10 protein-coding genes and 1 pseudogene are annotated in these 14,987 nt (G+C 67.8%); 6 read left to right on the top strand and 5 right to left on the bottom strand.

Annotation, left to right across the window (positions count from 1 at the left end; translation table 11 throughout):
- Positions 1-26: 26 nt before the first annotated feature.
- Positions 27-1,514, bottom strand: a complete 1,488-nt coding sequence (locus tag AC57BS_RS01355; protein ID WP_496409752.1) for an MBL fold metallo-hydrolase — start codon at positions 1,512-1,514, stop codon at positions 27-29.
- Here AC57BS_RS01355 and AC57BS_RS01350 point away from each other — a divergent pair.
- From AC57BS_RS01350 to AC57BS_RS01335, 4 genes and pseudogenes are all read left to right on the top strand, one after another.
- Positions 1,507-1,848, top strand: coding sequence for a rhodanese-like domain-containing protein (locus AC57BS_RS01350; protein ID WP_493824456.1), 342 nt, complete (start codon positions 1,507-1,509; stop codon positions 1,846-1,848). The genes AC57BS_RS01355 and AC57BS_RS01350 overlap by 8 nt on opposite strands.
- A 2-nt stretch (positions 1,849-1,850) precedes the next feature.
- The gene (locus tag AC57BS_RS01345) at positions 1,851-2,300 is read left to right on the top strand and encodes a rhodanese-like domain-containing protein (protein WP_493824535.1); all 450 of its coding nucleotides are present in this window, start codon (positions 1,851-1,853) and stop codon (positions 2,298-2,300) included.
- A gap of 44 nt (positions 2,301-2,344) precedes the next feature.
- Positions 2,345-4,105, top strand: a pseudogene (gene ctaD, locus AC57BS_RS01340) (aa3-type cytochrome oxidase subunit I).
- A gap of 371 nt (positions 4,106-4,476) precedes the next feature.
- Positions 4,477-4,986 (top strand): DUF2243 domain-containing protein, encoded by a 510-nt coding sequence (locus AC57BS_RS01335; RefSeq protein ID WP_493824455.1) that lies wholly within the window; start codon positions 4,477-4,479, stop codon positions 4,984-4,986.
- A gap of 32 nt (positions 4,987-5,018) precedes the next feature.
- Here the strand turns inward: AC57BS_RS01335 and AC57BS_RS01330 are convergent, their stop codons facing one another.
- The 3 genes from AC57BS_RS01330 to AC57BS_RS01320 are packed head-to-tail and all read right to left on the bottom strand — an operon-like array spanning position 5,019 to position 8,119.
- Positions 5,019-6,020, bottom strand: a complete 1,002-nt coding sequence (locus AC57BS_RS01330) for a cytochrome d ubiquinol oxidase subunit II (RefSeq protein ID WP_496409751.1) — start codon at positions 6,018-6,020, stop codon at positions 5,019-5,021.
- The gene (locus tag AC57BS_RS01325) at positions 6,017-7,438 is read right to left on the bottom strand and encodes a cytochrome ubiquinol oxidase subunit I (RefSeq protein WP_496409750.1); all 1,422 of its coding nucleotides are present in this window, start codon (positions 7,436-7,438) and stop codon (positions 6,017-6,019) included. The genes AC57BS_RS01330 and AC57BS_RS01325 overlap by 4 nt, the downstream gene beginning before the upstream one ends.
- A gap of 21 nt (positions 7,439-7,459) precedes the next feature.
- The gene (locus AC57BS_RS01320; protein WP_496409749.1) at positions 7,460-8,119 is read right to left on the bottom strand and encodes a peroxiredoxin; all 660 of its coding nucleotides are present in this window, start codon (positions 8,117-8,119) and stop codon (positions 7,460-7,462) included.
- A gap of 53 nt (positions 8,120-8,172) precedes the next feature.
- On the opposite strand from AC57BS_RS01320, the gene AC57BS_RS01315 reads away from it, so the two are divergent.
- Positions 8,173-8,853, top strand: coding sequence for a GntR family transcriptional regulator (locus AC57BS_RS01315; protein ID WP_496409748.1), 681 nt, complete (start codon positions 8,173-8,175; stop codon positions 8,851-8,853).
- A gap of 146 nt (positions 8,854-8,999) precedes the next feature.
- Positions 9,000-14,516 carry an ATP-binding protein gene (locus tag AC57BS_RS01310; RefSeq protein WP_496409747.1) on the top strand — a complete coding sequence of 1,839 codons (5,517 nt, stop codon included), beginning with the start codon at positions 9,000-9,002 and terminating at the stop codon, positions 14,514-14,516.
- A gap of 54 nt (positions 14,517-14,570) precedes the next feature.
- Here AC57BS_RS01310 and AC57BS_RS01305 read toward each other — a convergent pair whose 3' ends face one another.
- The gene (locus AC57BS_RS01305; protein ID WP_496409791.1) at positions 14,571-14,912 is read right to left on the bottom strand and encodes a thioredoxin family protein; all 342 of its coding nucleotides are present in this window, start codon (positions 14,910-14,912) and stop codon (positions 14,571-14,573) included.
- Between the last annotated feature and the right edge of the window lie 75 nt (positions 14,913-14,987).

Below are 14,987 nucleotides of genomic sequence, written 5' to 3'. Positions count from 1 at the left end.
CCCGAGATGCAAAAGGAGGTGGGACCTCAGGTGAGGCCGAGTTCGCCGGCCTTGGCGTACTCGTCGTTCACGAGCGTCACGTCGTGGCCGGCGCGAGCCAAGAGGCTGGCCGCGATGGAGGCGCGGTAACCGCTGGCGCAGTGCACCCAGACAGGGACGTCCGGCACCTCGTCCATCCTCTGCAGAAGACTGTGCAGGGGGATGTGGATGGAACCCTCGATGCCTCCGGCCGCCCGCTCGTCGTCGCGTCGGGTGTCCAGCACGGCCAAGGTGTCGCGGTCAGCCTCGGCCAGGTCCGCAAAGGTGGCCACCGGGTAGGCGTCCACCCGGCTCTCGTCCGTCGTTAGCTCGGACAAGGGTCCGAAGGCCGCAGCGTCCGGTCGGTCGATGCCGATCCGGACCAGCTGGCGCTGGGCATCCTGGACCTGCTCTGCGGTGTCCCCGATCAGCGTGAGAGGGCTGCCCCACGGGATCAGCCATCCGAGATAGGTGGAGAACTGGGGGCCGAGCTCGATGCCGATGCTGCCGTCGAGGTGCTCAGCGGCGTACGCCGTGCGGGTGCGGAGGTCAACGACCCACTCGCGAGACTCCAGCAACTTCCGGAGACGATCCGCGTCCAGGCGCTCGGGGAGGCTGAGGTTGATGGGACCCGGACCTGCCAGGTTCCGAGCACCCATGTGCGCGTAATAGGCGGGATATGCCGTCAGGTTCGCGATCAGCGTCTCGACGAACGAGTTCTCGTCCGATGCCGTCAGAGCATCATTTCGCCCCCGCTCCTCCTCGATCGTGGAGGCCTCTCCTCCCGAGGCGGATCCGGACGAGCAGAAGCTGCCGAACCCGTGGGTCGGGAAGACCCGAGTCTCTCCGGGTAGCTCGGCAAGGCGTCGCGCGGAGTGGAACTGAGCGCGCGTGAGCTCCTCAGTACGACCCTCGTCGACCAGGTCCGTACGCCCCACGGAGCCGTACAGCAAGGATCCTCCAGTGAAGGCAGCGGCGGGCGTCTCGCCGTCAGCGTCCTCCACCAGGTAGGAGAGGTGGGTGACGGTGTGTCCGGGTGTGGCCATCGCCGTGATGACCATCGATCCGAAGATCATCTGGTCTCCGTCGGACACGCCCTTCCGATCGAACGCGACCGGGTCGTCACCATTGACGACGTAGTCGGCATCCGTGCGTCGCGCGAGCTCGAGGCCACCGGTCACGTAGTCGTTGTGGATGTGCGTCTCGAGAACTGCGACACAGCGGAGGCCCTGGTCGGCGAGGACGGCCTCGACCCGATCGATGTCCCTCTGCGGGTCGACGACCACCGCCACAGTGCCGTCGTGGACGACGTAGCTGCGGTCGCCAAGGTCGCTGGTCTCAAGAACATCAACGTGCAGCATTCGGGGCTCCTTGCCGGGTAGTGCAGGATGTACGTACATTTCAGACAGTACGCCGCGACCTTCGTGCAACGCAATGAATCGGTCCCCCGATCGGCGACACGTCACGAAGCCCCGACAGGAGAACACCTTGACCACCAACACCCGTGCCCCACGAGACGTCGACGTCACCCAGGCCGAACGGCTGGTGGACGCCGGAGCGATCCTTCTCGACGTACGCGAACAAGGTGAGTGGGACTCCGGGCACGCTGACGCAGCAATCCATGTGCCCCTCGGGCAGCTCCAGCCCAACGCCTTCCCCACCGACGCGACGATCGTCGCCGTGTGCCGGTCCGGCAACCGCTCCTCACAAGCGGCGTCGATCCTGGCCGCCGCCGGACTGGACGTCGTCAACCTCGACGGCGGCATGAAGGCGTGGGCGCGCGAGGGCCGTCCGGTCGTGCGGGCCGACGGACAGCAGGGATCGGTGTGACGATGCCGTCCATCCGTCTCGGCGCGAGGTCAGCCCTGATCGGGCTGGTGCTGGCTGCCGCTCTGGTTGCGTCCTCCTGCGCGTCTGAGTCGGAGGACCAGCAGGAGGGCCCGTCGTCCGGCAGCGGCGCGACCGCCGTGTCCACTGCTGTGGTCGAACCAGGCGTCGTCGAAACGGCCCTTGAGGGAGATGCCGCCCTCATCGACGTTCGCACGCCAGCCGAGTTCGACGCCGGACACCTGACCGACGCAGTGAACATCGACCTCGCCTCACCGGACTTCGACCAGCAGATCGCGCAGTTGGACCCGAAGGAGTCGTACGTCGTCTACTGCGCTTCCGGCAATCGTGCGGGCCAGGCCGTGGAGCTGATGCTGGCGCAGGGCTTCCCGGATGTTGTGAACGGGGGCGGGTACGAGGACCTCGCCCGAGCGCTTCCTCCCCAATACCGCTGACCGCACGATCGCCGACTGCACCTCCACGAAACGAGGCTCCTCACATGACTGCCACCAACGTCCGGCCACCCCCCGCCTCGACCGAGAAGTCGCTGGGCCAGCACGTTGTGCGGCTGCTGACGACCACCGATCACAAGCTGATCGGGAAGATGTACCTCGTCACGTCGTTCGGGCTCTTCATGATCGGCGGGCTGATGGCCATGCTGATCCGCTCCGAGCTGGCCTATCCCGGCTCGCAGGTGGTCAACGACGAGCTGTACAACCAGCTCTTCACCATCCACGGCACGATCATGCTCCTCCTCTTCGCGACCCCACTGTTCGTGGGCTTCGCCAACGTGATCATGCCGCTGCAGATCGGCGCGCCCGACGTGGCGTTCCCGCGCCTGAACATGTTCAGCTACTGGTTGTACCTCTTCGGTTCGTTGATCGTTCTGTCGAGCTTTCTCACGCCCTCAGGGGCGGCGAGCTTCGGCTGGTTCGCCTACACCCCGCTATCCGACGCCGTGCGCAGCCCCGGGGTTGGTGGCGACCTGTGGGTGATGGGTCTGTGGATGTCAGGGCTGGGGACCATCCTGGGATCGGTCAACTTCATCACCACGATCATCACGATGCGAACGCCGGGCATGACGATGTTCCGGATGCCGATCTTCACCTGGAACGTCCTCATCACGTCGTTCCTCACGATCGTCGCCTTCCAGGTGCTGGCAGGAGCGTTGCTGATGCTCGCGGCCGATCGACTTCTGGGAGCCCACGTCTTCGACCCGTCGCACGGCGGTCCGGTGCTGTGGCAGCACCTGTTCTGGTTCTTCGGGCACCCAGAGGTCTACATCATCGCGTTGCCGTTCTTCGGCATCGTCTCCGAGATCCTCCCGGTCTTCAGCCGCAAGCCGATCTTCGGCTAGGTCGGGTTGGTGGCCGCGACCCTCGGCATCATGCTCTTGTCAGTGGCGGTGTGGGCGCACCACATGTACGTCACCGGCGCAGTCGACCTGCCGTTCTTCTCCGGCATGTCTTTCCTCATCGCCGTGCCCACAGGTGTGAAGTTCTTCAACTGGATCGGCACGATGTGGGGCGGGTCCCTGTCGTTCGACACCCCGATGCTCTGGTCGATCGGCTTCCTGGTCACCTTCCTCTTCGGTGGTCTCACCGGTGTCATCCTGGCCAGCCCGCCGCTGGACTTCCACGTCTCCGACTCCTACTTCGTGGTGGCGCACTTCCACTACACGGTCTTCGGCACCGTGGTCTTCGCGATGTTCGCCGGCTTCTACTTCTGGTGGCCGAAGATGACGGGCAAGATGCTCGACGAGCGCCTCGGCAAGCTCCACTTCTGGCTCCTGTTCGTCGGCTTCCACACGACCTTCCTGGTGCAGCACTGGCTCGGCGTCGAGGGCATGCCCCGTCGCTACGCCGACTACCTGCCCGAGGACGGCTTCACCACGCTGAACCAGATCTCCACGGTGGGTTCGTTCCTGCTGGGCGCCTCCACGCTCCCGTTCCTCTACAACGTCTACGTGTCCGCCAAGGGCCCCAAGGTCGAGGTCGACGACCCGTGGGGCTGGGGCCGCTCGCTGGAGTGGGCGACCAGCTGCCCGCCGCCGCGCCACAACTTCGTCACCCTGCCGCGCATCCGCTCGGAGTCCCCGGCGTTCGACCTGCACCACCCCGAGGTCGCGCTCATGGAGCTGGGCGACAACGAGGCCGAGCGCAACGGCGACGTCGCCGACGCACCGGACGTGCACGGACGCGAGGAGATGCTCGACGAGCGCGCGCACGGGAATGAGGACGCAGAAGGTCGTGAGAGGTGAAGCCGGCCGCCCTGGACTCGCTGACTCGGCGCACGCAGACGAAGCTAGGGCGGCCAGTCCGGCCTCTGCGTGAGATACGCATCGTGCCCGAGATTCCGAGAGCCATCTACCTGGTACCGCTCTTGGCCGTCATCGTCGCAGTGATTTTGATCGTCAGCGTGATGCACGGCTCAGGCAGCAACTAGTCTCGCTGTCCCGCGAGCTGCTGGCTGTTCGGGCGCACGCAGGTGGCCCGGCGCCAGCGGCCCGTGGGGGCGAGGTCAGACCTCGGACGCCGTCCCTCACCGTGTCGCCCGGCCGCGAATGTGCCCTTGAGTTCCGGGTACCGGGCCGTCATGTACCCGCCCTCGGTCGCAGCCACCCGTCGAACTATGCCGTCGAAGGCAGCAGGTCTTCTCTATGGTCTCGGCTTTGGTGGCTTCATCGACGGCATCGTCCTTCACCAGATACTTCAGTGGCACCACATGGTGAGCCACGTCGAGAGTTACCCCACGAACACAGTTGCGGGCCTGGAGGTGAACACGTTGGCTGACGGCTTCTTTCACGTCGCTACCTGGTTCCTGGTCCTCGCAGGCTCCGTCATGGCCATCAAGTCATGGCGCGAAGGGCGCCTGGCTCCGAGCTGGTCATTTCACTTCGGGCTCGTCCTGGCAGGCTGGGGCATCTTCAACCTGATCGAGGGCATCGTCGACCACCACATCCTGGGAGTTCACCACGTGCGCGACGACGTCGGTTCGCCACTGGCCTGGGACATCGGCTTCCTCGCCTTCGGCGCCTTGCTGGTCGTCGGCGGGTGGCTACTGCACAGGCGCGGACTGGCCAGTATGCAGGGTCGCGACGAGGCAGCGGCGACTGCTGGAACCGGTCAGCGGACGCGGTGACCGTCGGACCGCGATCTGGTCAGCGTGCGACGTCAGTGATGCACCCATTCTTCGGATTGGGTGAGGCGGAACAGGTAGACCAGTGGTGGCAGGACGAGCAGGCACGCCAGACCGACCACAACGAGTAGGCCGACCAACGTGGCGTCGGCGCCCGCGCCGTCGGAGATACGCACCTCGTCGACGAGCAGCCAGGGGTACTGGCCGACGCCCCAACCGCTGACGACCGACGCCACCGCGACGACAGCTGTCACGCGTGCCGGGCGATAGCGACGCAGGGCCACGAGGAGCATGGTTGCGGCCCCCGTGAACCCCGAGATGATGACCAGTGGTGCGGCACGCCCCGTCAGCCCATCGGCAAGCGTGGGCGAATCCTGCAGGATCGGGATCAAGGCGGCGAAAACGATCGTCCCGGTGACCGCCCCTACGGCGAGCGTGCGCTGGCGAATCGACGCCGCCAGCGCACGCCGATCCGCGCGCTGGGCGTCGGCGGCGAGGAAGACCCCGGCCAGGAAGGCACTGCTCCCGACGGCGATGACCCCACCCCACAGCGAGGTGGGATTGAGCCATGACGACCAGACGTCACCGCGACCCTCGGCCGGCACCCGACCAGAGGCGATGGCGCCCGCAACAGTCCCGAAGAAGAACGGGGTGATGATCGACGCGCCGGCGAAGATCGCGCCGTAGAGCTGCGCCTGCCCGATCGTTGGCGCGAACTTGCGGAATGCGAACGCGGCGCCCCGCAGAACGATGCCCAACAGGGCAAACAGCATCGGTAGGATGAGGGTGCTCATCGCGCTGGCGAAGGATTCAGGGAATCCGGTCCACCACATGACCAGCACATAGATGAGCCACACGTGGTTGGCCTCCCACACGGGCCCGATGCTGTGGTCGATCAGCGTCCGCAGCTCGGCGCCGCGCCGAGTGCCGCCTGCGGTCAGGTCGAAGAAGCCGGATCCGAAGTCGGCGCCGCCGAACAGTGCGTACGCGACTACCCCAGCGAACAGTGCCGCGGCTACGACGTTCTCAAGTGTCACGGATCCACTGGTCCTTGCTCGACGCGGTGCCTGGTGCCACCTGGTGTGGTCGACTCGGGTCCGTACGGGCTGGGCAGGTCCTCCTCGCCTGCGCGCCACCTCCGGGACATCGACCGCAGCACGACTATCGCCCCAACTGTGAGACCAGTGTAGAGAACGGCCGTCGCCGCCAGGAGGATCCAGATCTGCGGGTTGTCGCCGGCCGCGTCCGGGGTGCGCAGGTAGCCGTACACAACCCAGGGTTGGCGCCCGACCTCGGTCGCTATCCAGCCCGCCTCCATCGCCACCACGGCCAGTGGACCAGCGACTACTGCGAAGCGCAGTACCCATCGGTTGCTCAGCAGATCGCGGCCCCGCCACCGAGCGAACCAGTAGATCAGCACGGCGACGAACAGCAGGGTGCCGATGCCGACCATGGACTGGAAGGCCAGATGCGTGATGTTGACAGGAGGCCGATCTGCGGGCGCAATGGTCTCGAGCCCTTGGACGGGCTTGGTGAACGAGTTGCGGGCGATGAGCGAACCGAGACCAGGAATGTCGAGCGAGTAGCGGACCTCGCCGTCGATGAGCAACCCGCCGAGGCGTAGCGGGGACGGGCTCTCGGTCTCGGTGGCGAGCTCGAACGCAGCGAGCTTGGCCGGCTGCGCCTCCGCGATCCGCAGACCGAGGACATGGCCGATGAAAGGCTGCACCAGAGCGGCAGCACTACCGAAGACAAGAGGAATGGTGAACCCCAGCCGATGGTGTTGGTCATGTCTCCCCCGGAGCATCCCGGCGGCGTAGACCCCGGCAACGCTGAACCCGACGACCATGTAGGCCGCTACCCACATGTGTGCGAACTGCAGGACGGCGCCGGGGTTCAAAAGCACCGCCCACGGGTCCACGTCGACGACCTGCCCGTTCTCCAGGCGGAATCCCACAGGCATGTTCATCCAGGCGTTGACGGCGATGACGCAGAAGCTTCCTACTACGCCTGCCAACGCCATCGGTACGAGCATGAGCAGGTGTCGCTTGGGCGGGACTCGCCCCCAGCCGTAGAGGTAGAGGCCCAGGAAGATGGCCTCGACGAAGAAGGAGAGTCCCTCGAAGGCAAAGGGCAGACCCAGGACGTCGCCGTAGGGGCCCATCAGGCCGGGCCAGAGCAATCCCATCTCGAAGCTCAAGACCGTTCCGGACACTGCTCCGATGGCGAAGAGCACCGCTGAGACCTTGGCCCACCGCTTCGCCAAGCCCAAGGCGACCGTATCGCCGCGATACACCCCTCGCCAGTGCGCGACCAAGATGATCGCTGGGAACGCAACGCCGAACGACGCCAGGATGATGTGCCAACCCAACGAGAGTGCCATCTGCTGGCGAGCCGGCATGAGGCCGGCCGGATCGCTGAGAGCCAGCAGCTGAACGGCATCGATCATGGTCATCCTCACGAACCTCGCCGGCTGCTAGGACTGGGCGTCGAGCGATGGAGCGATGAAGTTGGGCTGCGGGGTGAGCCGGAGGTAAGGCTTCACCGCACGGTACCCCGGAAATCTCACCTGGGCGTCGTCGTCGCTGACGCCCAAACCGATGATGACGTCTTGGCCGGGCACCCAATCGGCCGGGGTGGCCACGGGGTTTGCTGCGGAGAGCTGAAGGGCGTCGATGGCCCGCAGGATCTCAGCGAAGTTACGGCCGGTGGTCATCGGGTAGAGCAGGATGAGCTGGATCTTCTTGTCCGGATCCACCACGAAGACCGCGCGCACCGTCTGCGTGTCGTTCAGGCCCGAGTGGATCATCCCGTAGAGCTCGGAAACCTTCCCATCGACATCAGCGATCACGGGGAAGTTCATCTCCGTGCCTTGGGTCTCGCCGATGTCGCCCTCCCAAGCGTGGTGGGACTGGAGGGAGTCCACGGAGAGGCCGAGGAGCTTGACGTTGCGTGCGTCGAACTCCGGCTTGAGGGTTGCCGCTGCCCCAAGTTCGGTCGTGCAGACGGGGGTGAAGTCGCCGGGATGTGAGAACAGAACTCCCCAGCTGTCGCCCAGGTACTCATGGAAGCTGATCACGCCGCGAGTGGTCTCGACGGTGAAGTCGGGGGCCACATCGCCCAGTTGCAGGTTCACTTGCTCTCCTTGGATCATCGATCATTGATGATCCTCGAGGCTAGCATGCTCGCATGACGCCGGTTCCGCTCTCAGCGCACAGCGATGACGCCCCACCCCGCCCTGTGCGAGGCATCCCAGTTCCTCAGCAGGTTCGCGACTTGATCGTGCGGCGCATCCTCGGCGGGGCGTACCCCGCGGGAGAGAGACTGGTGGAGACCCGCCTCGCGCGGGAGCTGCAGGTGAGTCAGGGATCGGTCCGGGAAGCCCTGCGCCAGCTCGAGGCGGGCGGACTCATTGAGTTCACCCCCAACCGAGGAGTCACAGTGCGCAAGGCCTCGAAGAGCGAGTACGCCGAGGTTGCGTTGGTACGCGCGGTCTTGGAGGGCGCCGCTGCCGAGCTGGCCGCAGCCCGCGGGATGCCGACGACACCATTGAAGGAGCAGCTCATTGCGATGCAGAGTGCGGTCCAGGAAGGCGATCTCCGGTCATGGGTATCCGCAGCCGTGCAGTTCCATCGGCTCATCGTGGAGGGCTCAGGCAACAGCGTGTTGCTGTCGACGTGGGAGGGCTTGAACATCGAGGCCCGCACCATCCAGGTAGCCCTCCACCCCGATGTGAAGATCGCAGACCAGGACACCGCCCATGCAGCCATCGTGGACGCACTCGGCGCACAGGACGCAGCGTTGGCGGGAGCCCTGTCCCGGGCACACGAGGAGTCCTTCACCCCATCGTCAGCCAGCGGATCGGACTGAGGCCACCGATCCACCAGTCCGTCAGTGCACGCGAGTCTGCGCAGATCGTGTCCCGGATGAACCGCGCCCCAGATAGGCCAGAGTAGATTCGCCGGGCGACAGTGTCGCGCCAAACTGCCACATCAAGGGGTCCTATGTTCACTCGAGTGGCGATCGTGAATCGTGGCGAGGCTGCGATGCGGCTCATCCATGCCGTCCGCGACCTCAACGCCGAGGGCGGTGGCGCACCGATCCGGTCGATCGCCCTCCATACCGACGAGGAACGTACGGCGATGTTCGCCCGGGAGGCCGACGAGGCGCACCCACTGGGCCCCGCCTCGGGCCGCCCCTACATCGACCTGGCTGTTCTCGAGCGCGCGCTGGTCGAGTCCGCAGCAGACGCCGTCTGGGTCGGTTGGGGCTTCGTCGCGGAGGACCCCGCGTTCGCGGACCTCTGCGACCGCCTCGGCCTCACCTTCATCGGCCCGAGCGCCGACGCGATGCGCAGACTCGGCGACAAGATCGGCTCCAAGCTCCTTGCGGAGGAGGTCGGCGTGCCCGTCGCCCCGTGGAGCGGGGGGCCGGTCGACACGCTGCAGGACGCGCTGTCCGCAGCCGACCGCGTCGGCTACCCATTGATGCTCAAGGCCACCGCCGGCGGCGGCGGACGAGGCATCCGCCGAGTCGACACGGGTGCCGAGCTCGAGGACGCCTACCAGCGCACCCGCGACGAGGCCGAGCGCGCCTTCGGCAGCGGCGTGGTCTTCCTCGAGCGCCTCGTGACCGGGGCACGCCACGTGGAGGTCCAGCTCATCGCCGACAGCCACGGCGCGGCGTGGGCGGTCGGCGTACGCGACTGCACGGTGCAGCGTCGCAACCAGAAGGTGATCGAGGAGTCGGCCTCTCCCCTGCTCGACGCCAGCCAGACCGATGAGCTCAAGGCATCCGCCGAGCGGCTGGCGCTCGCCGTCGGCTACGTCGGCGCCGGGACCGTGGAGTTCCTCTACCACCCCGGCGAGCGGACCTTCGCCTTCCTCGAGGTCAACACTCGCCTGCAGGTCGAGCACCCGATCACCGAGGCGACGACCGGTCTCGATCTGGTCAAGGCACAGCTGCACGTGGCGGCCGGCGGGCGCCTCGAAGGCGCCAAGCCAGCGGAGCGCGGGCACGCCGTCGAGGCACGGCTGAACGCCGAGGACCCGGACCGCGACTTCGCCCCCTCCCCCGGGCGTATCGCCCTCCTCGACCTGCCCTCGGGCCCGGGCGTCCGCGTGGACACCGGCGTCGGAGAGGGCGACACCATTCCTGCCGACTTCGACTCGATGATCGCCAAGATCATCGCCTACGGCAGCACCCGCGACGAGGCCATCGCCCGATTGCGTCGGGCGATGGCGGAGACCACGGTGGTCATCGAGGGCGGTGCCACCAACAAGGGCTTCATCCTCGACCTGCTGGACCAGTCCGAGGTCGTCGACGGCGAGGCCGGTTGGGCCGACACGAGCTGGATCGACCGGGTCCGAGCGGAGGGACGGCTCGTCGTGCACGATCACTCCGGCATCGCCGTGGTCGCGGCGGGCATCGAGGCCTATGAGGACGAGGCGCAGGTCGAGGTCCTCCGCCTGCTCGAGAGCGCGCGCGGGGGTCGCCCGCAGGTGCAGCACAAGGTCGGCCGCGCGATCGACTTCAAGCTGCGTGGCACGGCTTACAAGGTTGCCGTGATCCAGATCGGACCGCAGCGGTTCCGGGTCGCGGTGGAGGCGGGCGGGGTCGAGCAGGTCGTGCTGGCCGACGTCGAGAGGCTGGACAAGTTCCGCACCCGGATGACCGTCGGCGACCGGCGCTACCGCTTGGTGACCGCCACGCACGGCCCGGTCCACGCCGTCGAGGTCGACGGCGTGACCCACCGGGTGAGCCGCGACGAGGGCGGCGTGCTCCGCTCGCCGGCACCCGCACTGGTCGTCGCCTCACCCGTCGCGGCCGGCGACATGGTCGCGGCCGGCGCACCGGTGCTGGTCCTGGAGAGCATGAAGATGGAGACGGTGCTACGTGCGCCGTTCGCGGCGCGGGTGAGCGAGCTGCTCGTGCTCACCGGCAGCCAGGTCGAGACCGGAGCCCCGCTGGTCCGCCTTGCGCCCGTCGAGGAGGATGCGGCAGAGCAGGAGCTGACTCCCAACGAGGCAGGTCCTGCCCTGGACCTTCCGACCTCCACCCCGCCCGCCTCCGCGTGGGAGCGTGCCGCACGGGGCCGGGCCGACGTCGCCGCGATGGTGATGGGCTACGACGTGGACGCGAGTGAGGACGGCGACGTGGTCGCCGGCTATCTCACGGCCCGCGACGAGCTCGTGGCGCGGGGCGTGGACGTGGTGGCCGAGGAGATCCAGCTCCTCGGCCTGTTCGCCGACCTTGCCGAGCTCAGCCGCAATCGACCCGTCGGGGAGGATCTGCACACCGAGCTGCGCGTCCACAGTTCCAAGGAGCACTTCCACACGTTCCTGCAGAGCCTCGACGTGGACCGTGGCGCCCTTTCCGAGCAGTTCCGCGACCGCCTTGTCACCGTCCTCGCCCACTACGGCGTGACCCACCTGGACCGGACCCCGGAGCTGGAGGAAGCGGTGTTCCGCATCTTCTTGGCACAGCAGCGCCCCGCGCCCGAGGTCCGCCTCGCCACCGAGCTGCTCCAGCGGTGGATCGTCGAGCCCCCGCCGGGCGCGGACCTCGCGGTCGCGGCACGGGGCCTGCTCGAGCGGCTCGTCAGGTCCACGCAGCTGCGCTTCCCGGTGGTCGGCGACCTGGCCCGCAGCACCCGCTTCCGCTGGTTCGACCAGCCGCTGGTCGACGAGGAGCGCTCGAGCGTGCTGGCGCGGGTCAGGGACGAGGTGGCATCGCTCGCCACCGACCCCGACGCACCTGACCGGACCGCCCGACTGGAGGCGCTGGCCGCCATCCCCGAGCAGGTCGTGCGGTTCCTCGCCGAGCGGCTCGAGAACGGCGTACCGAAGCAGGAGCCCCTGCTCGAGGTGCTGCTACGCCGGCACTACCGCGAGCACGAGCTGCACGACCTGCGGTCCGCCGTGCTCGTGGGGCGCACCTTCGCGGCGGCCGACTACGTCCTCGACGACCGCCCGACCCGCGTGGTGTCCACGGTCGGCATGATCGCCGAACTCGGCGACCCGGACAGCGACCTGGTCGCGGCCGCGGGCGACCAGGTCGCCGCGCGAGACCCCGGTCACGAGGCGGTGGTCGACCTCTACGTGCACTGGCCAGAGGCCCCGGAGGCACCCGAACGGGCCAGCGCCGAGCTCGCCGGCATGGTCGGGTCGCTGCCCTTCGCCCCCGACGTACGCCGGATCGCCGTGGCGGTGTGCGCCGGTGCGGACACGCCGGTCACCTACTACACCTATCGTCCCGGCGCCGACGGTGGCGTGGTCGAGGACGACCTGGTCCGCGGCGTGCACCCGATGGTCGGGCGCCGGCTCGACCTCTGGCGATTGCGCAACTTCCACGTGACCCGGATCGAGGCGCCCGAGGACGTGCTGCTCTACGAGTGCGTCGCGCGAGAGAACCCGGCCGACCGCCGACTCGTCGCACTCGCCCAGGTCCGTCAGCTCGCCGTAGTGCGCGACCAGACCGGCAAGGTCACCGGCCTTCCGCACGCGGAGCGGGCAGTGGAGAACTGCCTCGAGGCGATCCGCCGAGCCCGCACGTCACGCGGCGCGGCCGGGAGCAAGCTCGACACCAACCACGTGTGGGTCCAGGTCTGGCCGGTCGTCGAGGTCGACCTCGACCAGCTCACCACCCTGCAGGACAAGATCACGCCGCTCACCGACGGCGCCGGCATCGTGGAGGTGCTCGCGCAGGGTCGCCTCGCTGGCCCCGACGGCACTGCCACGCCAGTCGCCCTCCGGTTCCACGCCCGGCCCGGGGCCGGTGTCACGGCGTCCGTGGAGGCTCAACCGACCGAGCGGCTCAAGCCGCTCGACGAGTACGCCGCCAACGCCGCGCGCGCCCGCCGCCGTGGCCTGGTCTACCCCTACGAGCTGGCCGGGGTGCTCACAGGTCCTGATGGGGGCTTCGTCGAGCACGACCTCGACGACGCCGGCACGCTGGTGCCGGTAGACCGCGGACCCGGGCTCAACACGGCCGGGATCCTGGTCGCCGTCGTCACCACCCCGACCCCCCTCCATCCCGAGGGAGTCACCCGGGTCGTGCTGTGCGGGGATCCGACGAAGGCGCTCGGTGCGGTGTCGGAGCCGGAGTGCTCGCGCGTCATCGCCGCGATCGACCTCGCGGAGCGGATGCAGGTGCCGGTCGAGTGGTACGCCCTGTCAGCGGGTGCACGGATATCGATGGATTCCGGCACGGAGAACATGGACTGGGTGGCGGCCGCGCTCAGGCGGATCATCGAGTTCACCCAGGCCGGTGGCGAGATCAACGTCGTCGCAGGCATCAATGTCGGCGCGCAACCCTATTGGAACGCCGAGGCGACGATGCTGATGCACACCAAGGGCATCCTGGTGATGACGCCGGACAGCGCGATGGTGCTGACGGGCAAGCAGTCACTCGACTTCTCCGGTGGTGTGTCCGCGGAGGACAACTTCGGCATCGGGGGCTACGACCGGGTGATGGGACCCAACGGGCAGGCGCAGTACTGGGCACCCGATCTGGCCGGTGCGTTCGGCGTGATGTTGGCCCACTACGACCACACCTACGTCGTGCCCGGCGAGTGCCACCCACGGCGGGCGGTCACGACCGACCCCGTTGACCGCGACGTCTCACCGTTCGAGCACGTATCTGTCGACAGCGAGTTCACCACCATCGGCGAGATCTTCTCCGCAGCCTCGAACCCCGACCGCAAGAAGGCCTTCGACATCCGCACCGTGATGCGCGCCTTGGCCGACCAGGACCATCCGATGCTCGAACGTTGGGCGGGTATGGCCGACGCCGACACCGCTGTTGTCCAGGACGCCCGCCTCGGGGGCTACCCGGTCTGCCTGCTCGGGATCGAGTCCCGACCGCTCCCTCGCCGCGGGTTCCCGCCTACTGACGGCCCGGACACCTACACCGCTGGCACGCTGTTCCCGCGGTCTTCGAAAAAGGTGGCCCGGGCGATCAACACGGCGAGCGGCAACCGACCCCTCGTCGTGCTCGCCAACCTGTCCGGCTTCGACGGCTCACCGGATTCGATGCGCAACCTGCAATTGGAGTACGGCGCAGAGATCGGCCGCGCGATCGTCAACTTCGACGGCCCGATCGTCTTCTGCGTCATATCGCGTTACCACGGTGGGGCGTTCGTGGTGTTCTCGAAGACCCTCAACCCCAACATCACCGTGCTGGCCCTGGAGGGGTCGTACGCCTCGGTCATCGGTGGCGCCCCCGCAGCGGCGGTCGTGTTCGCCGGCGAGGTCGACAGGCGCACGGCGGCCGACCCGCGCGTCCGCGAGGCAGAGGCCTTGGCCGCCGACGCGACCGGCCCGACGCGAGGCCGCCTCGTCGTCGAGCTGGCGGATCTCATGTCAGCGGTGCGCCCGGAGAAGATCAGCGAGGTGGCCGCCGAGTTCGACATCGTTCACGACATCCATCGGGCGGTGCGGGTGGGATCGGTCGACGAGGTCATCTCGCCAGACCAACTTCGCCCGCGGATCATCCGCGCTATCGAGGCCGGTCTCAGCGGACCAGACGCCTAGGTCACGACCGCCCCGGACGCAGCTGGGCCTGCATGTCACCGCGCGCAGGTGCGATCAAGCGCCTTGCGCTCCATCGGCGAGGGCAGGATCGACGTCCAGGTCACGGACGCTGGCGATCACCTGCTCCAAGGCGGCGGCCGGCAGGGCACCGGGCTGCGAGAACACCAGCGTGCCCGCCTTGAACGCCATCAGGGTCGGTATCGAGGTGATGTGGGCCGCCGTGGCCAGAGCCCGCTCGGCCTCGGTGTCGACCTTGCCGAACACCATGTCCGGATGGTTGGTCGACGCCTCCTCGTACACGGGCGCGAACTTGCGGCACGGACCGCACCAGGACGCCCAGAAGTCCACGAGGGTCTGCCCCGGATCTGGTTGACACTCGGGGTTTGTAGTAGTCAGGCCGCTGCTGCGGTCGCGTAGATCATCTCAAACTCGACTGGGGTGAGCTTGCCGAGGGCTCGTTGGCGACGGCGG

The organism is Nocardioides sp. BGA-UO-ETr-FS32, from assembly GCF_059567905.1.
The sequence above is the reverse complement of the archived record's forward strand: the minus strand, read 5'-3'. Positions and strand labels throughout refer to the sequence as shown.

Excerpts from the sequence above, each read along its gene's own strand:
- AC57BS_RS01345 (WP_493824535.1), top strand. The coding sequence starts at position 1,851 with ATGCCGTCCATCCGTCTCGGCGCGAGGTCAGCCCTGATCGGGCTGGTG.
- AC57BS_RS01335 (WP_493824455.1), top strand. The coding sequence starts at position 4,477 with ATGCCGTCGAAGGCAGCAGGTCTTCTCTATGGTCTCGGCTTTGGTGGC.
- AC57BS_RS01325 (WP_496409750.1), bottom strand. The coding sequence starts at position 7,438 with ATGACCATGATCGATGCCGTTCAGCTGCTGGCTCTCAGCGATCCGGCC.
- AC57BS_RS01315 (WP_496409748.1), top strand. The coding sequence starts at position 8,173 with ATGACGCCGGTTCCGCTCTCAGCGCACAGCGATGACGCCCCACCCCGC.